This is a genomic window from Escherichia albertii NBRC 107761 = DSM 17582 (assembly GCF_000759775.1).
GTDB classification, from domain to species: domain Bacteria; phylum Pseudomonadota; class Gammaproteobacteria; order Enterobacterales; family Enterobacteriaceae; genus Escherichia; species Escherichia albertii.
In genome coordinates this window covers 1-21,370 of record NZ_BBMY01000082.1, presented here as the reverse complement: position 1 = coordinate 21,370, position 21,370 = coordinate 1, and the positions used below count along the sequence as shown (strand labels likewise).

The window sequence follows — 21,370 nt, the reverse complement described above, 5'->3', positions numbered from 1 at the left end:
CCCACGATATGTTCTGCTGCCAACCGTTACTTGTACCCCATTATCAGAGCGAGCGGCAGCATCCCTTACAGAGGATAAAACGCGATTATCAGGCAAAGTCAGGTTTCTGGTTAAAGAATCCCATGAACATCCCAAATTTACAGGAGTTGGTGATAACATACATGTCTACCTTAAAAATAAACCCATTTTTATTTCCATAACAAATATCACAGCTACATGGCAACAAAAAATTGTGGTACCTTGCCCATACAATAACAAACTATATAGTTGGAATATTATAGTGCACTCCACCTCGTGAATATAACGGTGGATTACCTCTGAACAAATCAGAAAATAGATACTGGAAAAATCTAAAATCGTGACCGGTTTTTGTTAACCACTACAAAAGAGTTTGGATTAGGAAGAGACAGGAGGATAGCAGTTTCCGAGACTATTCAAGCCAACATTGAGTTGCTATCCAAAAGAAGGCGCGAATCATTAATAGACATAATTAAAGTCACTGACACAATCACACTTCATGATGGCTGGACAGGTACGAAACCATTGGCGTGCTCAACATCTCGCTGGTTGATACATTACAGAAATGCAGGGGCTCCAACAGCAGCGAAACAATAATCGTATCAACACATCACGAACCGCTTTCCCCAGCCACGGTATCACGGTATCACGGTATCACGGTATTTTACGAAAGCGCGAAACGCATCTGGACTCTCGTTTGATGGAGACCCGCCAACATTATTTCATGAACTGTGTAGCCAGTCTGCGAGACTATATCGAAATCAGATTAGCGACAAGTTTGCGCAACGTCTGGCTGGACACAAATCCGATTTGATGGCGGCGCGGTATAGAGACAGCCATGGACGGAAGTGGGACAAAATTGAAATCGGCTAATGATTTTATTTTGACCCACAATGACCTTTATACTTTAATTAATTGATAATTAAATTATTTTTCATATACACCTTTTGCCATAAGGATGCCCTTGATGTCTGAATTTGCTGCCCAGCGCATTGCCGAACGTATTGATATCGTGTTAGATATCCTTGTGGCAGGCGATTACCACTCTGCGATCCATAATCTCGAGATACTTAAAGCAGAACTCTTGCGCCAGGTTGCTGCATCTACGCCAGACATTCCGAAAGCACCGTGGGAGATTTAACAATCGTGCTTTCAGGTTTCCCTCTTTAAGGATGCCCGGCGCGTCAGCATTTTTTATTGAGTATTATAACGTTATAAGAATTACAGCGATGAATTCCCGACAACAAACAATTCTACAGATGGTCATTGACCAGGGGCAGGTTAGCGTAACCGAACTGGCAAAAGCCACCGGAGTTTCTGAAGTTACCATTCGCCAGGATCTCAACACTCTCGAAAAACTTAGCTATCTGCGCCGCGCGCATGGTTTCGCCGTGTCGCTTGATAGCGATGACGTTGAAACCCGAATGATGAGTAACTTCCCTCTGAAACGTCAACTTGCCGAGTTTGCCGCTTCATTGGTTCAACCGGGCGAAACCATCTTCATCGAAAATGGCAGCAGCAATGCCCTTCTGGCCCGTACGTTGGGTGAGCAGAAGAAAAATGTCACCATCATTACAGTGAGTAGTTACATTGCGCATTTACTGAAAGACGCCCCCTGTGAAGTCATCTTACTTGGCGGCGTGTATCAGAAAAAAAGCGAAAGTATGGTTGGCCCCTTGACACGTCAGTGTATTCAACAGGTTCATTTCAGTAAGGCTTTTATTGGTATTGACGGCTGGCAGCCTGAAACCGGATTTACTGGCCGTGACATGATGCGTACCGATGTGGTTAATGCGGTGCTGGAAAAAGAGTGTGAAGCAATAATCCTGACTGACAGCTCCAAGTTTGGCGCCGTACACTCATACTCTATCGGCCCGGTGGAGAAATTCAATCGGATCATAACCGATTCGAATATTCGCGCCAGCGATTTTATGCATCTTGAACGCAGTAAACTGACGGTTCACATCGTCGATATTTAATTTTTTCTTTCCCCACGGATGATTTGCTTTTTCGCAAATCATCCGCTCTAAGATGATTCCTGGCTGTTAATTAAGACTATTTACCTGTCGCAAATACCTCAAGGTTGTAAAATTAATATTAGCGATATAACAGGAAGTAACTATCACTTTGCGTGATATAACCCTGCGCGAGAGGATTTCACGGAAATAACTTTATCAGACGGCGTCTTAACTATTATAGTTAAAGAGAGCTTACTTCCGTGAATCATAAATTCAGGAGAGAGTATTATGTTTATAACGAGCAAAAAAACGACCGCGGCTGTTCTGGCGATTACGCTGGCTATGTCTCTGAGTGCCTGTTCCAACTGGTCTAAACGAGACCGCAACACCGCGATCGGCGCGGGCGCAGGGGCTTTAGGCGGTGCAGTACTGACTAATGGCAGCACGCTGGGTACGTTAGGCGGTGCAGCAGTCGGAGGTATTATCGGTCATCAGGTTGGTAAATAACTGTAAATAAATAACGGTTAACAACTCGTAATTATAATACGCTTTACTCTACTCAGAGCAAAAGAATCGAATAATACATACGATAAATTAAATCGAGCCACGGAGAACATCCGTGGCTTTTTTGTTAACCGCCAGCAAGTTTAACTTTCATCCCTTTGGCTTCAAGCAATGATTTTAATAAATCACGCTTATCGCCCTGGATTTCGATAATCCCGTCTTTTACTGCCCCGCCACAGCCGCATTTTTTCTTCAGTTCTGCCGCCAGTTTCGTCAGTTCAGTATCATCGAGATCGATACCCGTTATGAGACAAACGCCCTTACCTTTACGTCCGCTGGTCTGACGTTGAATACGCACTACGCCGTCGCCTTTAGGACGCACTGGCGCGGCTTTCGGTTCGTCGATACGTCCAGTCTCTGTTGAATAGACCAGACGGCTATTGGAATCACTCATCATGCACTCCGTTGTAATGAAGCGTTGATCGCTTTCAGCGTTTGCTCTGGATCTACTGATTGAGTAACCGGGCGCCCGATCACCATATAATCAACTCCGGCAGCCAGTGCCTGTTCTGGCGTCATAATACGGCGCTGGTCGCCAGCATCACTCCCCTGCGGGCGAATGCCAGGGGTAACAAGTTTGAAATCCTGACCAAATGCTTGTTTAAAACGTACCGCTTCCTGAGCCGAACAAACTACACCATCAAGACCACATTTTTGCGTCAGCGCTGCCAGGCGTTCTGCGTAATCAGCAGGTGACAGTGTCACTCCAAGATCAGCCAGATCGCTGGCTTCCATACTGGTCAGCACGGTTACCGCTATAAACAACGGCGCGTCTTTACCAAATGGAACCAGCGCTTCTCGTGCCGCGGTCATCATCCGCGCACCGCCAGAGGCATGAACGTTCACCATCCACACGCCTAAATCGGCGGCGGCAGCCACGGCATGCGCCGCAGTGTTAGGAATATCGTGGAATTTCAGGTCGAGGAAAATATCAAAACCGCGCTGTTGCAGTTCACGAACAAACTGCGGTCCAAACAGCGTAAACATCTCTTTGCCTACTTTCAGGCGACAATCGCGTGGGTCAATCTTGTCGACAAATGCCAACGCAGCATCACGATTATTATAATCGAGGGCAACAACGACAGGAGAGTTCGTAACAGCACAGGAAGAAGATGAAGCAGATAACGTCATGACCAGACCTTCTTGATGATGGGCACCGGAAGTGGCGCAAACAGGTAAACGGCGTGCATTCTACCCGTGGAAATAAAAAATTAACAGGTGCGATTACTCCCCTGTCAGGCTTTTTCACTCAGGTGTTACCGAAGCAAATCGTAAAAATAAACTTTAGTATGTTGTAACTAAAGTCGGGACTTTTTAAAAATTAAAGACCATCAAGGCCACGAATTGGTTTAATGGTCGACCATGCCCGACAAGACGGACAATGCCAGTAGAGCGTGTAAGCGGTAAAACCACACTTCTGGCAGCGATAACGCGGCTTACTACGCACCTTCTCGCCCACCATGTCGCGCAGAACCATCAAACTCTCTTTGGCGCGCCCTTCTTCCGCTTCGTTAAGATGGTAATCCATCAATTTATGGAATACGCGCATCGTCGGATGACGTTGTAGCTGGCGTGTAATATAGACCTGCGCGGCTTCACTACCATCGCGCGCTTCGATGATGTCGGCAAGCATCAGTTCAGCATCGGCACCGGTATTTTCTTCCACCGCACGCTGGAGAAACTCGGCCCATTCAGCTGTTTTACCCAACTGCTGATAACAGGTTTGCAGCATTTCCAGTGTTTCGCTGACCAGTTCCCGGTCCTGGGAGATGACGCGTTGCAGGCTTTCAACCGCTTTTGCGTATTCCCCCTTCGCCATAAAGACACGCCCCATCATGATGGACACGCGAGCGCTGTTTTTGTCGGCTGCGGCCCCTTTTTTCAGTAAGGTCATTGCACGATCAAAATCGTCGCTGGCCATGTGCTGCAGAGCCAATTCGCAATAAAAATGGGCAATTTCGACGCGCTGTTTATCTTTACCCAACTTCACCTGTCGTTCTGCGACATCAATCGCTTTCTGCCATTCGCTGGTGGATTGATAGATTTGCAAAAGCTGTTGCAATGCGCCAACACGGAAGTCAGTTTCATCAGTCAGTTGATTGAACATATCTTCCGCACGATCGTACAACCCGGCAGCCATGTAATCACGCCCCAGTTGCTGAATTGCCAACAGGCGCTGTTCATAGGTCAGCGAAGCACTTTCCATTAAGGTTTGATGAATACGAATGGCGCGATCGACTTCGCCGCGCGAACGAAACAGATTTCCGAGCGTAAGGTGAGCTTCAACGGTGCCTGTGTCCTCTTTGAGCATATCAAGAAACAGGTCTACCGCTTTATCCTGTTGGTTACTAAGCAGGAAGTTAACCCCCGCCACGTAATCACGCGACAGGCGGTTGGCTTCATCTTGCTTGTTTTGTTGCGCACTTCTGCGGCCCATATACCAGCCATAGGCAGCGGCGACAGGCAAAAGCAGAAACAACAACTCCAGCATAGGAAGTTATTCCTTCGCCACTGACGAATGAGGCGCCGCCGCCACATCAGTCGCGGGTGAAAGCTGGTTTTCCAGTCGCTTTATTTTACGTTCAGCGCGCGCCAGAGAAACACGAACTCGCAACCAGAACAGGCCGCAAATCAACCAACCAATAGCAAAACCCGCAGCAAACAATACCGCCAGCAATGTGGAGACCCGATATTCCCCTTGCGCTAACAGATAATTAAACGTTACCTGTTGATCGTTCTGCGCACCTAATGTGACCGAAATCACGAAAATCGCCAACACCAATAAGAAAATGAGTAAATATTTCACATTACTTCCCGTTATGTGGTTAAAGCGAATAAATTATGGTCAACTTACCGCAATAGCCCTTTAAAGTACCATTTTCGCGCCGTCTGCGAAATGGTATCCACGTGTATTGTTGATGATTTAAGGGCTAAATTCGGAAAATCAACCAGCGTTAACTTTCCCGTTCTCGTTGCGCTATTTCGCGATTTTCGTCCGGCGGTGGTGTTAATGGCCCACAAATACGCTGCGCAAGCCAGGTCGCCACCGCTACCAGCGCCCACGAAATTAACGTAGCTATCACTAAATCACGCGGCCAATGCATCCCGAGCACCAGACGGCTCCCCATCACTCCGGTCGCCCAAACCAACAATAGCGCAATAGTTACAGTACGACGGCGCGGCCACAGCAAGCCAACGGCCATTAGCGCCCAACTGGCAGCGAACATTGTGTGACCGGAAGGGAAAGCAAACCCCGTCTCTTTTTGCCAGTGAGTGCGCAAATAGTCCGGGATCATTTTCTCTTCAGCCAACTGTTCTTTCACTAAATTTCCACGTTCTGCACGCTTTAAAGTGTAGAACTCATCAACCGGAATATGATGCGTTTTTTCCAGCCAGATAACAAAAGGCCGTGGTTCCTGAACGCTGTCTTTAATCCAGGATTTTATCCCCTGTCCTGTAAGGATCGCCGCAGCAAGAAGAGCAAACAACATCATTGCCGCTTTGATGCGAAAACGCAGACACCAGAGAAACCAGCCGAATAAAATCAGGTGCGTAATGACGCCCCAGGGTTGAGTGACCGTTTCCGTGACCCAAAAGGCCATTTTCAGCAACCCACTTTGCTCCCCTGGTTGCCAACGCCAACCAGAAATCCATACCGCTATCGGCATAATCAGTAATAGTGCCGCTCCTGCAGCGGTACGTCTGGCAATCGAACGCATGGGCTCTCCTTTTCTATAAGCCTCACAATCATAACTGAAAATGTCTGTACCAGGAAAAATTGACAGATTTGTGCCATTCCGTGAATCATTGATACGTCGTAATTAGGTGAACACCTCCACGTTATGGCAAAATAAGCCAATACAGAACCAGCATTATCTGGAGAATTTCATGCAGCTTAAACGTGTGGCAGAAGCCAAACTGCCAACCCCATGGGGCGATTTCCTGATGGTGGGATTTGAAGAACTGGCAACCGGACACGATCATGTCGCGCTAGTCTATGGCGATATTTCCGGGCATGTCCCGGTGCTTGCGCGCGTCCATTCCGAATGTCTGACCGGTGACGCCCTGTTCAGCTTGCGCTGCGATTGTGGCTTCCAGCTCGAAGCGGCGCTGGCGCAAATTGCCGAGGAAGGCCGTGGTATTTTGCTGTATCACCGTCAGGAAGGTCGTAACATTGGCCTGCTGAATAAAATTCGCGCTTACGCTTTACAGGATCAAGGTTACGATACTGTCGAAGCCAACCACCAGTTAGGTTTTGCCGCTGATGAGCGCGATTTCACTCTTTGCGCCGATATGTTCAAGTTACTCGGCGTCAATGAGGTTCGCCTTCTAACCAATAACCCGAAAAAAGTCGAAATTCTGACCGAAGCAGGAATTAACATTGTTGAACGTGTTCCGTTGATTGTCGGTCGCAACCCAAATAACGAACATTATCTCGATACTAAAGCCGAGAAAATGGGGCATTTATTCAATAAATAACCCTCGCTTGATACAGACTTAATATGCTTGTCGGATGCTCACATCCGGCAAGCACAGGCCTGTCACTTCAACATATTACGAATGACATAATGCAAAATGCCATCGTTCTGGTAATAGGTTAATTCTGCCGCCGTGTCGATGCGACAGCGACACGGCACCACTTCCTGTCGCCCATCATTTCGCATTAGCATCACCGGAACCGTTGCCCCCGGTTGCAAATTTTGCAGATCGACAATATCAATCTTCTCTTCGCCAGTCAGCCCGAGCGTTTTACGCGTTACGCCTTGCGGAAATTCCAACGGCAAAATCCCCATCCCGATTAAATTGGAACGGTGAATACGTTCGAACGATTCAGCAATAACCACGCGAATACCAAGCAGGCGCGGCCCCTTTGCCGCCCAGTCACGGCTGGAGCCTGAGCCATACTCTTTCCCGGCAATCACTGCCAGCGGCGTTTTCTCTTGCTGATAGCGCATTGCAGCATCATAAATAGAGATAACATCGTTGCCGGGTAAATGGCGCGTCATGCCGCCCTCAATACCCGGCACCATTTCGTTCCGAATGCGAATATTGGCGAATGTGCCGCGCATCATTACTTCATGGTTGCCACGCCGCGAACCGTAGGAGTTAAAATCTTTGCGCTCAACGCCACGACTTTGAAGATATCGTCCTGCCGGACTGTCTGGCTTAATACTTCCTGCTGGAGAGATATGATCAGTGGTAACCGAATCTCCCAACATCGCCAGAATACGCGCGCCGTGAATATCTTCTGGTGGAACTGGCGTAGCCTGCATTTCATCAAAGAAGGGGGATAACCGAATGTAGGTTGAGTCATCCTGCCAACTGTAGGTATCGGATCGCGCAACATTAATCTCTTTCCACTCCGCTGTCCCTTCAAAAACTTCCGCGTACTCTTTACGGAACATTTCTGTAGAGACTTGCTCTACCGCACGGGCAATTTCTTGAGCCGATGGCCAGATATCTTTCAGATAAACCGGATCGCCTTTACGATCGTGGCTGAGAGGATCGGTAGTCAGGTTGATATTCATATTGCCCGCCAGCGCATAAGCTACCACCAGCGGCGGCGAAGCCAGCCAGTTAGTTTTAACCAGCGGATGAATACGTCCCTCAAAGTTACGGTTGCCAGACAGCACCGCCCCTACGGTTAAATCCCCTTTTTTGATGGCGGTTTCGATAGGTTCAGGCAGCGGACCAGAGTTACCGATACAAGTAGTACAGCCATATCCCACGAGGTTAAAGCCAAGCTCATCAAGATACGGTGTCAGTTTGGCTTTTGCCAGATAGTCAGAAACAACTTTTGAGCCGGGTGCCAGTGACGCTTTGACCCACGGTTGCTGCTTCAGGCCCAAAGTTACGGCTTTTTTCGCCAACAAACCAGCCGCCATCAGTACTCCGGGGTTGGAAGTATTGGTGCAAGACGTTATCGCAGCGATGACGACTGCGCCATCAGGCAATTGATACTGATGACCGTTCACAACATAATCAACGGGCTGGCGATCTTTCTGCGCGGCATTCACTTCCAGTTCGTTACTGGCGGCAAATGCTTTTGGTACATCGGGCAGCGCAACACGATCCTGTGGACGTTTTGGTCCGGCAAGACTCGCTTCAACGTCATTCATATCCAGTTCTAACGTACTGGTAAAAATCGGTTCATCTCCCGGATTACGCCACAGACTTTGCGCTTTGGCGTATTTCTCAACCAGTTCGACCTGCTCTTCACTGCGACCACTTAAACGCATGTAATCAAGGGTGATCGCATCGATTGGGAAAAAGCCGCAGGTTGCACCATATTCTGGCGACATGTTGGCAATCGTTGCGCGATCCGCCAGCGGTAGCGAATCCAGTCCATCGCCATAAAATTCGACAAATTTACCGACCACACCGTGTTTACGCAGCATTTGTGTAACGGTGAGAACAAGGTCCGTGGCAGTGATACCTTCACGTAATTTACCCGTAAGTTTAACCCCCACCACATCAGGAATAAGCATAGAAATCGGCTGGCCTAACATCGCTGCTTCCGCCTCGATCCCGCCAACGCCCCATCCCAGCACGCCAAGACCGTTAATCATAGTTGTGTGCGAATCAGTACCGACCAGCGTATCTGGATAAGCAATCCATTCACCGTTCTGTTGTTCACTCCACACCGCCTTGCCGAGATATTCGAGGTTAACCTGATGGCAAATCCCTGTACCGGGCGGCACAACACTGAAGCGGCTGAATGCCTGCTGGCCCCATTTCAGGAAGACATAACGCTCGTGATTACGCTCCATTTCCAGGCGAACGTTCTCCTCGAATGCTTCATCATCGCCAAAGCGATCAACGGTCACCGAGTGATCGATAATCAGATCGACTGGTGAAAGCGGATTCACCTTCGCTGTATCGCCACCAAGACGTTTTACCGCTTCGCGCATCGCCGCAAGATCAACGACAGCAGGTACGCCGGTAAAGTCCTGCATCAGCACTCTTGCCGGACGGTAAGCAATTTCACGATTGGCATGGGCGTTTTTCAACCATCCGGCCAACGCCTGAATATCTTTTCCGGTAATGGAATTGCCGTCCTGCCAGCGCAACAGGTTTTCAAGCAGTACTTTAAGTGACTTCGGCAGACGGGCGATATCGCCCAGTGATTTAGCAGCAAGCGGCAGGCTGTAGTAGTGGTAAGTTTTATCTTTGACCTGCAACGTGTCCTTACTGGCTTCTCGTAGGGTTAACGACATAGCTCCTCCTTAATGACAGGGTTTGCGATGCCCTGATTCTCTTCAGGGTGAATATTAAAGATAACACAAACATAACGTAACGATTTGATAACAACTCAAATTGATAAAAGAGAAGAAACCTTGCGGAGATAAAAAAGAAAACCTCGCCGTAGCGAGGTCAGAAACGAGTAAGAGAGGTAAAGCGATTGATATGATTGATAAAAAGATGAGACAAATCCCAACGAAACTCATATAAAAACGCCGAAAATAACGCCAATAATTATTTCTCCGGCAATTTGATATCTTTAAACATGGCCTCAATTTCTTCATTGGAACGCAACGCCACAGCGGCATCGACGACATCTCGCGTTAAATGCGGTGCAAAACGCTGAATAAAATCATACATATAGCTGCGTAAAAATGTACTGCGACGAAAACCAATTTTAGTTGTGCTATGGCTGAAAATATCATGTGCATCGACACGAACTAAATCAGGATCAGAAACCGGATCAACGGCCATGCTGGCAATCACCCCTACCCCCAGACCTAACCGGACATACGTTTTAATGACATCGGCATCTGTTGCCGTAAAGACAATTCGCGGCGTCAGCCCTGCGCGGTTAAAGGCTGTATCCAGTTCGGAGCGTCCGGTAAAACCAAAGGTATATGTCACCAACGGATACTGCGCCAGTTCTTCAATTGTGATGGCATTTTTTCCCGCGAGCGGATGGTCTGGAGTAACGACAATAGCCCGGTTCCAGTGGTAGCATGGCAACATCACTAAATCTTCATATAAATGAAGAGCTTCCGTGGCGATAGCAAAATCGGCATTGCCTTTAGAGACAGCATCGGCAATTTGCGTCGGCGACCCCTGATGCATATGCAAAGAAACGCGGGGATAACGCTCAATAAAACCTTTGATGACGTTTGGCAACGCGTAGCGTGCCTGGGTATGAGTGGTAGCGATATACAGCGAACCTTTATCCGGCCAGGTGTGCTCTCCGGCAACAGATTTAATGGCGTCCACTTTTGACAGAACTTCACGAGCGATGCGGATAATTTCCTGCCCCGCTGGGGTTACCTGAGTCAAATGCTTACCGCTGCGGGAAAAGATTTGGATGCCCAACTCATCTTCCAGCATTCTGACTTGCTTACTGATCCCTGGTTGTGATGTATAAAGTCCTTCAGCTGTTGATGAGACATTCAGATTGTGATTGACCACCTCAACAATATAGCGAAGCTGCTGTAATTTCATGTTAAACCATCCACTTAGACGCCATCAGTACATCGTTTTTTAGCCATGCCTGAAATATGGCTAATACGATTTAATAATAAAAAAAGTGTTAACTATAACCACTATATCATTTATAACTTTAGTGTATAGGTGTGAGGAAAAAATAATATAAAACGCAAAAAGGGCCGCTTTCGCGACCCTTCACCTTTAAAAAACAGACAGAATTAAAGGTTATTTTTTACCTTCAACCCATTTGCCATCAACATAAAATGCTGACCAGCCGGTTGCCTTTCCATCTTTTTCAGAAGAAACATATTGCTGCTTCGTTTTACGGCTAAAGCGAACCGTTGTCTTATTGCCTTCTGGATCCTGCTGCGGCGCATCGGCCAGATAACGCAATTTTTCCGGCAGACGATCGCGGAAACGATAAAGTTCTTCCACCAGCGGAGCACGGGTTTCACGTGATTTCGGGAAAGTATTTGCGGCAAGAAATACCCCGGCAGCACCGTCACGAAGCACAAAATAAGCATCCGATTTTTCGCACGGTAATTCTGGCAGTGGAACCGGATCTTCTTTTGGTGGCGCGACTTCGCCGCTACGCAAAATCTTACGCGTGTTTTTACACTCTTCGTTGGTGCAGGCCATGTATTTACCAAAACGCCCCATTTTCAGGTGCATCTCAGAACCGCATTTTTCACACTCAACGATCGGGCCGTCATAACCTTTAATGCGGAATTCGCCTTCTTCGATTTCGTAACCATCGCAGGTTGGGTTATTACCGCAGACATGCAATTTACGTTTCGGATCGATGAGATAGCTGTCCATCGCCGTACCACATTTCGGGCAACGACGCTTGGCGCGCAGAGCATTGGTTTCAGCGTCTTCGCCTTCCAGCACGTTAAGCACTTCGTTTTCCGGCACCAGGTTAATGGTGGTTTTGCAACGCTCTTTTGGCGGTAGCGCATAGCCGGAACAGCCCAGGAAAACCCCGGTGCTGGCAGTGCGAATCCCCATTTTGCGACCGCAGGTCGGGCAGTCAATGCTGGTCAGAACCATCTGGTTCGGGCGCATACCGCCCTCTTCTGGATCTTTTTCAGCTTTATCAAGCTGCTGGGTGAAATCTGAGAAGAAGTGGTCCAAAACGGCTTTCCACTCTGCTTCGTGATTTGCCACCTGGTCCAGACTGTTTTCCATCTGCGCGGTAAAGTCGTAGTTCATTAATTCGCGGAAATTTTCTTCCAGGCGATCGGTAACGATCTCCCCCATTTTTTCCGCATAGAACCGACGGTTTTCCACACGCACATAGCCACGATCCTGAATGGTCGAAATGATCGACGCATAGGTTGACGGACGACCAATGCCGCGTTTTTCCAGCTCTTTAACCAGCGAGGCTTCGCTGAAACGGGCTGGCGGTTTGGTAAAGTGCTGGGCCGGCGTCAATTCAACTAACGTCAGAGAGTCGCCTTTATCAACTGGCGGTAAAATGCGGTCTTCATCGCCTTTACGCAGTGCCGGCATCACTTTCGTCCAGCCGTCGAAACGCAGAATACGTCCACGCGCTTTCAGACGGAAATCTCCAGCGCCAACGGTCAACGTGGTGGAATCATATTTAGCCGGGGTCATTTGGCAGGCCACAAACTGACGCCAGATTAACTGGTACAGCTTCTGAGCATCCGCTTCCATATCCTTCAATGATTCTGCCATCACATTGACGTCAGAAGGACGAATCGCTTCATGCGCTTCCTGTGAATTTTCTTTACTGGCGTATTGATTCGGACTTTCCGGCAGATATTTCTTACCGAAATTATCGCTGATATAGCCACGCACCATATTCACCGCATCCTGACTCAGGTTAGTTGAGTCGGTACGCATGTAAGTGATGTAGCCAGCTTCATACAAACGCTGCGCCATCATCATGGTTTTTTTCACGCCAAAACCAAGGCGGGTACTGGCGGCCTGTTGCAGCGTAGAGGTAATAAAAGGAGCGCCTGGCTTGCTGGTAGTCGGTTTGTCTTCACGTTCCAGTACGCTATAGCGCGCTTTTTCCAGTAGACTCACCGCTGCCAGAGTCTGTTCTTTATTGACCGGACGGAAAGGTTTGTCGTTCTGATGGGTCACCTGCAAGGCCAAAGCCTCGCCTGATGGCGTCGTCGTGCTGGCGTCCACTTCCCAGAACTCTTCCGGGACGAACGCTTTGATTTCACGTTCACGCTCGACGACCAGGCGGACAGCCACCGACTGCACTCGCCCAGCAGAAAGACCGCGCGCAATTTTTTTCCACAACAGCGGCGAAACCATATATCCCACCACCCGGTCCATAAAGCGACGCGCTTGTTGGGCATTAACACGATCGATATTCAGTTCGCCTGGTTGGTTAAATGCCTGGCGGATCGCGTTTTTAGTAATTTCGTTAAACACCACCCGGCTATAGCGCGCATCATCGCCGCCAATAACTTCCCGCAGGTGCCATGCAATGGCTTCCCCTTCGCGGTCAAGGTCGGTTGCGAGATAGATGTGATCGGCTTTTTCAGCCAGTTGTTTCAGTTCAGAGACGACCTTCTCTTTACCTGGCAACACTTCATAGTGCGCCTCCCAATTGTGCCACGGGTCAACCCCCATACGGTTGACGAGAGCGCCACGTTCATCCTTTTTAGGCTTTTTAGCCGTCTTGGTGGAGGTAGAGTCGGCACTCTTTTTGGCTGCTGAGCCACTGGTCGGCAAATCGCGGATGTGACCAACGCTGGATTTCACCACGTAGTCACTACCCAGATACTTGTTGATCGTTTTGGCTTTTGCCGGGGACTCAACGATGACAAGAGCTTTACCCATATTCACCTTACCTAATTTGATTCTTCCAGGAATGCGTCGCACGTTGATAAACCTTCCGCTGGCAACGAGTTACCGATATGGACTCGCTCTCTGCGGATATCAACCCCTTGTCGTGACTCTGTTCACGAAAAATTCAGGTGACTGAGTTAACAGGTCTTGGCCTACAGGCGCTATAGCACGACGGAATTTTGGTCGAATGTCAAGCAAATCTATTGCCAGATTGACGAAAGCGTCACACTGTACCTGATAAAATTCGTTACGCAACTTTATTAGCATGCAAAATCCAAAGTTGCCAGTAAGACACTCTTGACACCCGAGTGGTATATTTGTCTGTAAGCCATGTCTGGCGTAGACTAATGTCCTTGTTTAAGGAGTAAATAATGAACAAAGAGACACAACCCATCGACCGCGAAACGCTGTTGAAAGAGGCCAACAAAATCATTCGTGAGCATGAGGACACGCTTGCGGGGATTGAAGCCACCGGCGTCACGCAGCGTAATGGCGTGCTGGTGTTTACCGGCGATTACTTTTTAGATGAACAAGGATTGCCGACTGCGAAAAGCACTGCAGTGTTTAATATGTTCAAACACCTGGCCCATGTGCTCTCAGAAAAATATCATCTGGTTGATTAAGTAAAACGCGAGGCCCGGGCCTCGCGTTTCTCTTTTACATTAAAGGCTTTTGCCCACGTTGCCACCAGCGTAGCAACAAGCGATCGGCGCTCTCCGCCGCACTACCGGTAAATCGATCGATTAACCGTTTACGCTGCATATAGCGCACATTGACCACTTCGCGACCTTCCATCAGGTTAAGAATAACATCGTCACTAGTGTTAATTTCGTCAACTAACCCTTTCTCTACAGCCTGTTGTCCATACCAGTGTTCACCGGTTGCCACCTGCTCAATATCCAGAGACGGACGCATACGCTTCACAAAATCCTTAAACAACTGATGTGTTTCGTTCAGTTCTTCACGGAATTTCTCGCGCCCTTCTTCGGTATTTTCCCCTAAGAACGTCAATGTGCGCTTATATTGCCCGGCAGTATGCAGCTCGATATCAATATCTTTGTTTTTCAGGAAACGGTTGAAGTTGGGCATTTGCGCCACAACGCCAATGGAACCGACAATGGCAAACGGTGCGGAAACAATTTTATCCGCCACGCAGGCCATCATATAACCGCCGCTGGCAGCCACTTTGTCTACCGTGACAGTTAACGGAATCTTTTTATCGCGCAAACGTTGCAACTGCGAGGCGGCCAGACCGTAGCCATGCACCACGCCGCCGGGACTTTCCAGACGCAGGACCACCTGATCTTGCGGCTTAAATGCCGCTAACACTGCGGTGATCTCTTCACGCAGTGAATTCACTTCATGCGCGTCCATACTTCCTTTGAAATCCAGCACCCAGACGCGGGGCTTGCCTTCAGTCAGTACTTCGCCCAATTTAGCTTTTGCTTTTGCAGATTTCGCCTCTTGCTTATGCTTTTTCTTCTGCGCTTTGTGCCATTGTTTTTGCTGATGCGGATCCATCAGCGCCGCCGCCAGTTCTTCTTTCATCTCCTTATATTGTTCGCTGAGATTGTTGACTCGTAACTCGCCGCGCTGGCGTTTATTACGCTGGGCAACATTAACAATAATGACGGCAATAACCGCAATCGCCACAACAACGGTGACGATTTTCGCCAAAAACAAACCATATTCAGACAACAATTCCACAAGTCCCACCTTGGTTAAACAATGCGTTGATTCACAGTTTACAACAGGCATGTTAAGCCGTCTCGTAGAGATGTTATTGCTGCAAAAGTATGACAAGGTATTCATTTTGCGGCGTTATCGCCCCGGACCGATTGAAATACCCCTCGGTTTAAGGCATAAAGCCCCAAAGTCATAAAATACACTGGCAACGCGGCTGATCATGTCGTCGAGGAGTAGCCATGCATTACCAACCAAAACAAGATTTGCTCAATGATCGTATTATCCTGGTGACGGGCGCCAGCGACGGAATTGGTCGTGAAGCCGCGCTGACTTATGCGCGCTATGGTGCAACGGTGATTTTACTGGGCCGAAACGAAGAAAAATTACGTCAGGTCACCCAGAAGATTGTCGATGAAACGCATCGCCCGGCGCAATGGTTCATTCTCGATTTACTGACCTGCACTCCCGAGGATTGCCAGCAACTGGCGCAAAGAATTGCGGTTAACTATCCGCGTCTGGACGGCGTTCTGCATAATGCCGGATTACTCGGCGATATTTGTCCAATAAGCGAACAAAATCCACAGGTCTGGCAGGACGTCATGCAGGTTAACGTGAATGCCACTTTTATGCTCACCCAGGCGCTGCTTCCTTTATTACTCAAATCAGACGCAGGTTCTCTGGTCTTTACTTCATCAAGCGTTGGGCGTCATGGACGAGCCAATTGGGGCGCTTATGCAGCGTCGAAATTTGCCACCGAAGGGATGATGCAGGTACTGGCTGATGAATATCAGCATCGCCTGCGCGTCAACTGCATTAATCCGGGTGGAACACGCACCGCTATGCGTGCCAGCGCATTCCCGACTGAAGATCCACAAAAACTCAAAACGCCCGCAGATATCATGCCACTGTACCTCTGGCTGATGGGCGATGACAGCCGCCGTAAAACCGGCATGACCTTTGACGCCCAACCGGGCCGTAAACCAGGAATCTCTCAATGAGCGAAGAACGCTATCAACAGCGTCAGCAACGCGTTAAAGATAAAGTGGATGCCCGTGTGGCGCAGGCACAGGATGAACGCGGCATTATCATCGTCTTTACTGGCAACGGTAAAGGCAAAACTACTGCCGCATTTGGCACGGCAACTCGCGCGGCAGGTCATGGTAAAAAGGTAGGCGTCGTGCAGTTTATTAAAGGCACCTGGCCTAACGGCGAGCGGAATCTGCTGGAACCACACGGTGTCGAATTTCAGGTGATGGCGACTGGATTTACCTGGGATACACAGAACCGCGAATCTGATACTGCCGCCTGCCGCGAAGTCTGGCAACATGCAAAAAGAATGCTGGCAGATCCTTCGCTGGATATGGTTTTGCTTGATGAGCTGACCTATATGGTGGCGTATGATTATTTGCCGCTGGAAGAGGTATTACAGGCGTTAAATGATCGGCCATATCAGCAGACAGTGATTATCACGGGACGTGGCTGCCATCGGGATATTCTCGAACTGGCAGATACGGTGAGTGAGTTACGCCCGGTCAAACATGCGTTTGATACGGGTGTAAAGGCGCAGATAGGGATTGATTATTAGGTAAAAGCACCTCAAAAATAATTTTTGAGGTGCTAATTTTAGATACCAGACGAGCTAATTAGTCACAACGAAACCCAGCAGAGTTTTAATCTTATTGAAGTGAGCAGGATATGCCGCATCATTATCCACATCAACATCTTCAATAAATAGAAGTAATTCCGTAATCAAATCATTAGCATCTTCATAACTAATGTTAGTTAGTTCTGGTGATGTTTGCGAGCCATAATTAATTGTCAGGTTATTCATTACTGACAAAACCAGAATAAAATATTTGTGACATATATCGCAGGTTGTTCGATTTCCTAACGCATAGTACAGCATATTAAACAACGCCAGTATTCGTCGATTTTGTACATCGTTCATAATGACCTCCTATAACATGACTCCGCTGGCAATAAGAAGTTTTGCCAGCTCCTCTGACGCCTGTAATCCACTGATAACCTGGGCCCGAAGGATCTCATTCTTACGCTTTAAATCGGCTTTTGAGAGCGATTTATTAGAGTATAAATCTTGTAAATGATTCCCTTTGTCCATGAAGGCATTAATAGCTTGTATTGCTGGAACTGCCGGCTCAGTTGAACGCAGTCTACTTTCATTAAGACTAATTACCGCACTTAAGAATTCTTGTCTGTTCTTTAACGTATTAAACTCTGTATTCTTCATGTTTTTTGTGATTTATTATAGTAATAAAAGTTATCACTAATGGTGGCAAAGGTCTGCCATTTCATTTGCTGCTGTTTCGTCGCTATGTCATCAAGTAAGTTTTGTAGATTCTTTTGCAACCTGGGCCAGTCACTACTTACCGTATTACCTATGTTTTCCGCCTTAATTTTTTCCTTATATAATCCATTGAAATATTGCACAAGATCTTTAACTGCCACGGCAGATTTAGTTAACTCTTCATTTTCTGAAAGACCCAGTAATTTTTGGGCATTATTAGCATGATCGAGCGCCTGGTTTAGCAATATAATTTGTTCACTATCCTTAATATCCATATTTTCAGTCAACAGTTCCACGTAGGCACTCATACTGTTAATAATTTCAAGTGAAGCCAATAGCTTTTGTTTTTCTGTTACCACCAATCGTATTTTATTAATATCTTTATGCGATGCTTTAGCCCCTTTCTCAGATTGCAAACATAATGACTCTTTGTTGACGTTATTTTCTATAATAGTTTCATAATCAGGTCGCGGAGCACAGTCTGGATTAGTCGCATAAAAATTAACAAGGAAGTTTTCACGAGAAGCATAGTATTGTTTAAAGAAACTTGCATTCGCCGCTACTGCCCTGTTCCCTGCGGTAATAACAGACTCAGCTTGTTCATTCCTTAATGCTTCTGTCGCACAGCCAGAAAGCATTAACAGCGATAGAAATACTCCACTATATCTAATCATAACCCACCTCTTGGCGTTGAGTTTATCTCAGATAATTAAATAGTAATGTGGCTATTTCCGAACATTATTCATAAGCAAGTATGAAATTAAATTAAAATACTGCGACTATTTATCATGCTTCAAATGAAGAAAAGGCCCCGCAGGGCCTTTATTTTATACTTAACTCAAATTAACCGTTATTATTACGTCCACCAGAACGGCGCCCGCCGCTCATCTGACTGTGACGCTTAACTGCACGACGAATCTGATTCGCCTTCATGCGACGACGGTCTTTCTCAACAGCCACTTTAGAACTGGTTTCCGGCGGAAGTTCCACCAGCTCACGCAGATAGTTAGTCTGAGCAAGATCAAGTTCAGTCCAGCCGCCGCGCGGCAGCCCTTTTGGCAGCGGAATGTCGCCATAACGTACACGGATCAGACGGCTCACCTGCACACCAACCGCTTCCCACAGACGACGAACTTCACGATTACGTCCTTCAGTCAGGGTCACGTTATACCACTGATTAATGCCTTCGCCGCCACTGAATTTGATCGTTTTAAATGCTGCCGGACCATCTTCCAGTTGAACTCCACGACTTAAATCGCGCAGTTTCGTATCATCAACCTGACCAAACACGCGTACAGCATATTCACGTTCAACTTCACGGCTTGGGTGCATGAGGCGGTTTGCCAGTTCACCGTCAGTGGTGAACAACAACAGGCCGCAAGTGTTAACGTCGAGACGACCTACGGCAATCCAGCGTGCGCCACGTAATTTCGGCAAACGATCGAAAACGGTTGGACGCCCTTCCGGGTCATTACGAGTACACAACTCACCTTCCGGTTTGTAATAAGCCAGAACACGACAAATTTGTTCGACTGACTCGCGCACCGAAACCAGGTGACCATCAATACGAATTTTCAGTCCAGGGGTAACTTCAACGCGATCGCCAAGTTTAGCAATTTTGCCATCAACACTGACGCGACCGGCTTCAATAATAGACTCAATTTCACGGCGAGAACCGTGGCCAGCACGCGCCAGCACTTTCTGTAATTTTTCGCTCATAGAGCTTCCTTCAGGTGTCGCCTTCACAGGCGTCGAACAGGAGAATCAACGGCGCCTTATGGCGCCATTTTAAGGTCGCGTAGTATACAGAGTTACGCGCTTATAAGAAAGGCTTCACATCACCTACGCCTTCACGCACCACCACTGGCGTATTATCGGTAAGATCGATAACCGTCGTCGGTTTCTGCCCGAGATAGCCGCCGTGGATAATCAAATCCACCTGTTTTTCCAACCTGTCTTTGATCTCTTCGGGATCGGATTCGGTAAATTCGCTACCAGGCAACATCAACGAGGTGGAGAGCATCGGTTCACCTAGTGCTTCAAGCAGCGCCTGAGCAATGGGGTTAGACGGCACGCGCATCCCAATAGTTTTGCGTTTTTCCTGCAACAGACGGCGAGGTACCTCTTTCGTTCCTTTCAGGATGAACGTGTAATTGCCCGGCGTATTGTTTTTCATCAGACGAAACGCGACGTTATCGACAAACGAATAGGTCGAAAGCTCAGAAAGATCGCGACACATCAGAGTAAAGTTGTGACCGTCCGGCAGCTGACGAATACGACAAATGCGCTCCATCGCGTTTTTATCTTCAATTTTACAACCGAGCGCATAGCCGGAATCGGTTGGATAGACAATCACCCCGCCTTTACGCACAATCTCCACCGCCTGATTAATCAGGCGCTGTTGCGGGTTTTCAGGATGAATATAAAAAAACTGGCTCATAATTCCCTCTCTGTGGTGTTCTGCGGCTGCTCCCATAGCTGCCAGACGCCTTCAACGCCTGCGGGCAGCCAGAGTTTACGACCCAGTTCGATCCACGGGCACGGTTGATGAAAATCAGATCCTTGTGATGCCCATAAATGGTGCTGGCGGGCAAGCGTCGCCAGTTGGGTACGTTCATTGGGCGATTGCTGGCACTGCGCGACTTCCATCGCGTCGCCGTGATGTTCGGCAAAATGTGCAACCAATCTTTTCAGCCATTTAGCACTAAGATTGTACCGCCCTGGATGAGCCAGCACCGCCTTACCGCCAGAATGATGAATGACATCAATAGCTTGTTCTATTGTACACCACTGTGGCGGAACGTATCCGGTTTTCCCACGCGCCAGATATTTTTTAAAGACATCCGCTATTGAACTGGCTTTTCCGCGTTCCACCAGAAAACGGGCAAAATGGCCGCGCGTAACCGCCCCGCCCTGCGCCAGTCGTTGTGCGCCTTCCAGCGCACCGGGTATTTGCGCTTTTTCCAGTCTTTCGGCAATCAGCTGCGCCCGTTGATTACGCCGTTCTGTCTGCTGCGCGAGGAACTCGCACATTAGCGGATGAGTAATATCAATATTCAGCCCGACAATATGAATTTCATGATTTTCCCAGACCGTGGAAATTTCCACGCCGGGAATAAGATTCAGCGCCAGTCCCGAACGTGAAATTTCCTCTCTTGCTGGTGCGATTGCAGCTGTGGTGTCATGGTCGGTGATTGCCAGGGTGCCGACGCGCATCTCGACTGCACGGTGCACCAATGCTTCTGCCGTCAGGCTGCCATCGGAAGCTGTGGTATGGCTGTGCAGGTCGTAAATCACTGCGTAATTCGTGTCGCTCAAGGCGCACTCCCGTTTTGGATAATGTTTATTGCGCCGACATCATAACGGTTCTGGCAAATATTCTGAAATGAGCTGTTGACAATTAACCATCGAACTAGTTAACTAGTACGCAAGTTCACGTAAAAAGGGTATCGACAATGAAAGCGATTTTCGTACTGAAAGGTTGGTGGCGCACTTCCTGAAACGGGCAGTGTATTCACCATGCGTAAAGCAATCAGATACCCAGCCCGCCTAATGAGCGGGCTTTTTTTGT

Annotated in this window: 21 protein-coding genes, 3 pseudogenes and 1 other annotated feature; of the genes and pseudogenes, 9 read left to right on the top strand and 15 right to left on the bottom strand. The window is 48.1% G+C overall.

The annotated features are described in order from the left end of the window. Positions 1-159: pseudogene (locus EA14781_RS23440) on the bottom strand (T3SS effector protein NleH); the annotation flags it as partial. A gap of 219 nt (positions 160-378) precedes the next feature. Between EA14781_RS23440 and EA14781_RS14585 the strand changes: the two are divergent. The 4 genes and pseudogenes from EA14781_RS14585 to osmB all read left to right on the top strand — a co-directional run. Further along, a pseudogene (locus EA14781_RS14585) lies at positions 379-891 on the top strand (tyrosine-type recombinase/integrase); the annotation flags it as partial. A gap of 94 nt (positions 892-985) precedes the next feature. Further along, positions 986-1,159, top strand: a complete 174-nt coding sequence (locus EA14781_RS14580) for a YciZ family protein (RefSeq protein ID WP_001288321.1) — start codon at positions 986-988, stop codon at positions 1,157-1,159. 88 nt (positions 1,160-1,247) lie between these two features. Beyond that, a complete protein-coding gene (gene yciT / locus EA14781_RS14575) occupies positions 1,248-1,997 on the top strand; it encodes a DNA-binding transcriptional regulator YciT (RefSeq protein ID WP_001088633.1) in 750 nt (249 codons plus the stop codon). Positions 1,998-2,264: 267 nt separating this feature from the next. Continuing rightward, the gene (gene osmB, locus EA14781_RS14570; RefSeq protein ID WP_000471011.1) at positions 2,265-2,483 is read left to right on the top strand and encodes an osmotically-inducible lipoprotein OsmB; all 219 of its coding nucleotides are present in this window, start codon (positions 2,265-2,267) and stop codon (positions 2,481-2,483) included. Between the two features lie 124 nt (positions 2,484-2,607). Here the strand turns inward: osmB and yciH are convergent, their stop codons facing one another. The 5 genes from yciH to pgpB form a co-directional block, all read right to left on the bottom strand. Next, positions 2,608-2,934, bottom strand: coding sequence for a stress response translation initiation inhibitor YciH (gene yciH, locus EA14781_RS14565; protein ID WP_010332626.1), 327 nt, complete (start codon positions 2,932-2,934; stop codon positions 2,608-2,610). Continuing rightward, entirely contained in the window at positions 2,934-3,671 is a 738-nt protein-coding gene (pyrF, locus tag EA14781_RS14560) for an orotidine-5'-phosphate decarboxylase (protein ID WP_000175531.1), read from the bottom strand. The genes yciH and pyrF overlap by 1 nt, the downstream gene beginning before the upstream one ends. Positions 3,672-3,861: 190 nt before the next feature. After that, positions 3,862-5,031 (bottom strand): lipopolysaccharide assembly protein LapB, encoded by a 1,170-nt coding sequence (lapB, locus tag EA14781_RS14555; RefSeq protein ID WP_000891367.1) that lies wholly within the window; start codon positions 5,029-5,031, stop codon positions 3,862-3,864. Positions 5,032-5,037: 6 nt separating this feature from the next. Further along, on the bottom strand, positions 5,038-5,346 hold the full coding sequence (gene lapA, locus EA14781_RS14550) for a lipopolysaccharide assembly protein LapA (protein ID WP_000876304.1): 309 nt from the start codon (positions 5,344-5,346) through the stop codon (positions 5,038-5,040). Between the two features lie 148 nt (positions 5,347-5,494). Continuing rightward, positions 5,495-6,259, bottom strand: a complete 765-nt coding sequence (pgpB, locus tag EA14781_RS14545; RefSeq protein WP_001256519.1) for a phosphatidylglycerophosphatase B — start codon at positions 6,257-6,259, stop codon at positions 5,495-5,497. A 169-nt stretch (positions 6,260-6,428) separates the two neighbouring features. Here pgpB and ribA point away from each other — a divergent pair, with 169 nt between their 5' ends. Beyond that, on the top strand, positions 6,429-7,019 hold the full coding sequence (gene ribA / locus EA14781_RS14540) for a GTP cyclohydrolase II (protein ID WP_001176300.1): 591 nt from the start codon (positions 6,429-6,431) through the stop codon (positions 7,017-7,019). Positions 7,020-7,081: 62 nt separating this feature from the next. Here the strand turns inward: ribA and acnA are convergent, their stop codons facing one another. From acnA to topA, 3 genes are all read right to left on the bottom strand, one after another. Beyond that, entirely contained in the window at positions 7,082-9,757 is a 2,676-nt protein-coding gene (gene acnA / locus EA14781_RS14535; protein ID WP_000059896.1) for an aconitate hydratase AcnA, read from the bottom strand. 259 nt (positions 9,758-10,016) lie between these two features. Further along, positions 10,017-10,991, bottom strand: coding sequence for an HTH-type transcriptional regulator CysB (gene cysB, locus EA14781_RS14530; RefSeq protein ID WP_000776257.1), 975 nt, complete (start codon positions 10,989-10,991; stop codon positions 10,017-10,019). Between the two features lie 210 nt (positions 10,992-11,201). Further along, positions 11,202-13,799 (bottom strand): type I DNA topoisomerase, encoded by a 2,598-nt coding sequence (gene topA, locus EA14781_RS14525; RefSeq protein WP_002462101.1) that lies wholly within the window; start codon positions 13,797-13,799, stop codon positions 11,202-11,204. A 380-nt stretch (positions 13,800-14,179) separates the two neighbouring features. On the opposite strand from topA, the gene EA14781_RS14515 reads away from it, so the two are divergent. Next, positions 14,180-14,431 carry a YciN family protein gene (locus tag EA14781_RS14515; RefSeq protein WP_001031530.1) on the top strand — a complete coding sequence of 84 codons (252 nt, stop codon included), beginning with the start codon at positions 14,180-14,182 and terminating at the stop codon, positions 14,429-14,431. A gap of 34 nt (positions 14,432-14,465) precedes the next feature. Here EA14781_RS14515 and sohB read toward each other — a convergent pair whose 3' ends face one another. Beyond that, positions 14,466-15,515, bottom strand: coding sequence for a protease SohB (sohB, locus tag EA14781_RS14510; RefSeq protein WP_000422078.1), 1,050 nt, complete (start codon positions 15,513-15,515; stop codon positions 14,466-14,468). A 218-nt stretch (positions 15,516-15,733) separates the two neighbouring features. On the opposite strand from sohB, the gene EA14781_RS14500 reads away from it, so the two are divergent. Both EA14781_RS14500 and cobO read left to right on the top strand, forming a co-directional pair. Then, positions 15,734-16,492: a YciK family oxidoreductase gene (locus tag EA14781_RS14500; protein WP_000559256.1), complete on the top strand. Its 759-nt coding sequence runs from the start codon at positions 15,734-15,736 to the stop codon at positions 16,490-16,492. Next, the gene (gene cobO / locus EA14781_RS14495; protein WP_001288269.1) at positions 16,489-17,079 is read left to right on the top strand and encodes a cob(I)yrinic acid a,c-diamide adenosyltransferase; all 591 of its coding nucleotides are present in this window, start codon (positions 16,489-16,491) and stop codon (positions 17,077-17,079) included. The genes EA14781_RS14500 and cobO overlap by 4 nt, the downstream gene beginning before the upstream one ends. A gap of 54 nt (positions 17,080-17,133) precedes the next feature. Here cobO and EA14781_RS14490 read toward each other — a convergent pair whose 3' ends face one another. The 5 genes and pseudogenes from EA14781_RS14490 to rnm form a co-directional block, all read right to left on the bottom strand. Next, complete coding sequence (locus EA14781_RS14490; protein WP_001000707.1) at positions 17,134-17,442, bottom strand: hypothetical protein; 309 nt, start codon at positions 17,440-17,442, stop codon at positions 17,134-17,136. 9 nt (positions 17,443-17,451) lie between these two features. Beyond that, positions 17,452-18,473, bottom strand: a pseudogene (locus EA14781_RS14485) (hypothetical protein). 169 nt (positions 18,474-18,642) lie between these two features. After that, positions 18,643-19,518 carry a 23S rRNA pseudouridine(2605) synthase RluB gene (gene rluB / locus EA14781_RS14480; RefSeq protein ID WP_001291225.1) on the bottom strand — a complete coding sequence of 292 codons (876 nt, stop codon included), beginning with the start codon at positions 19,516-19,518 and terminating at the stop codon, positions 18,643-18,645. 100 nt (positions 19,519-19,618) lie between these two features. Then, positions 19,619-20,239, bottom strand: a complete 621-nt coding sequence (locus tag EA14781_RS14475; RefSeq protein ID WP_010332801.1) for an L-threonylcarbamoyladenylate synthase — start codon at positions 20,237-20,239, stop codon at positions 19,619-19,621. Beyond that, positions 20,236-21,117, bottom strand: coding sequence for an RNase RNM (gene rnm, locus EA14781_RS14470; protein WP_001285700.1), 882 nt, complete (start codon positions 21,115-21,117; stop codon positions 20,236-20,238). Before rnm ends, EA14781_RS14475 begins: the two co-directional genes overlap by 4 nt. Before the next feature lie 137 nt (positions 21,118-21,254). Here rnm and trpL point away from each other — a divergent pair, with 137 nt between their 5' ends. Further along, entirely contained in the window at positions 21,255-21,299 is a 45-nt protein-coding gene (gene trpL / locus EA14781_RS23425; protein ID WP_001700591.1) for a trp operon leader peptide, read from the top strand. Then, positions 21,276-21,369: a sequence feature (Trp leader region), on the top strand. (Overlaps the previous gene by 24 nt.) Position 21,370: the final 1 nt, after the last annotated feature.

Bases quoted from the DNA above. Each gene is read 5' to 3' on its own strand.
- EA14781_RS14580 (WP_001288321.1), top strand. From the start codon at position 986: ATGTCTGAATTTGCTGCCCAGCGCATTGCCGAACGTATTGATATCGTG.
- yciT (WP_001088633.1), top strand. From the start codon at position 1,248: ATGAATTCCCGACAACAAACAATTCTACAGATGGTCATTGACCAGGGG.
- osmB (WP_000471011.1), top strand. From the start codon at position 2,265: ATGTTTATAACGAGCAAAAAAACGACCGCGGCTGTTCTGGCGATTACG.
- yciH (WP_010332626.1), bottom strand. From the start codon at position 2,934: ATGAGTGATTCCAATAGCCGTCTGGTCTATTCAACAGAGACTGGACGT.
- pyrF (WP_000175531.1), bottom strand. From the start codon at position 3,671: ATGACGTTATCTGCTTCATCTTCTTCCTGTGCTGTTACGAACTCTCCT.
- lapB (WP_000891367.1), bottom strand. From the start codon at position 5,031: ATGCTGGAGTTGTTGTTTCTGCTTTTGCCTGTCGCCGCTGCCTATGGC.
- pgpB (WP_001256519.1), bottom strand. From the start codon at position 6,259: ATGCGTTCGATTGCCAGACGTACCGCTGCAGGAGCGGCACTATTACTG.
- ribA (WP_001176300.1), top strand. From the start codon at position 6,429: ATGCAGCTTAAACGTGTGGCAGAAGCCAAACTGCCAACCCCATGGGGC.
- acnA (WP_000059896.1), bottom strand. From the start codon at position 9,757: ATGTCGTTAACCCTACGAGAAGCCAGTAAGGACACGTTGCAGGTCAAA.
- cysB (WP_000776257.1), bottom strand. From the start codon at position 10,991: ATGAAATTACAGCAGCTTCGCTATATTGTTGAGGTGGTCAATCACAAT.
- topA (WP_002462101.1), bottom strand. From the start codon at position 13,799: ATGGGTAAAGCTCTTGTCATCGTTGAGTCCCCGGCAAAAGCCAAAACG.
- EA14781_RS14515 (WP_001031530.1), top strand. From the start codon at position 14,180: ATGAACAAAGAGACACAACCCATCGACCGCGAAACGCTGTTGAAAGAG.
- EA14781_RS14500 (WP_000559256.1), top strand. From the start codon at position 15,734: ATGCATTACCAACCAAAACAAGATTTGCTCAATGATCGTATTATCCTG.
- cobO (WP_001288269.1), top strand. From the start codon at position 16,489: ATGAGCGAAGAACGCTATCAACAGCGTCAGCAACGCGTTAAAGATAAA.
- EA14781_RS14490 (WP_001000707.1), bottom strand. From the start codon at position 17,442: ATGAACGATGTACAAAATCGACGAATACTGGCGTTGTTTAATATGCTG.
- rluB (WP_001291225.1), bottom strand. From the start codon at position 19,518: ATGAGCGAAAAATTACAGAAAGTGCTGGCGCGTGCTGGCCACGGTTCT.
- EA14781_RS14475 (WP_010332801.1), bottom strand. From the start codon at position 20,239: ATGAGCCAGTTTTTTTATATTCATCCTGAAAACCCGCAACAGCGCCTG.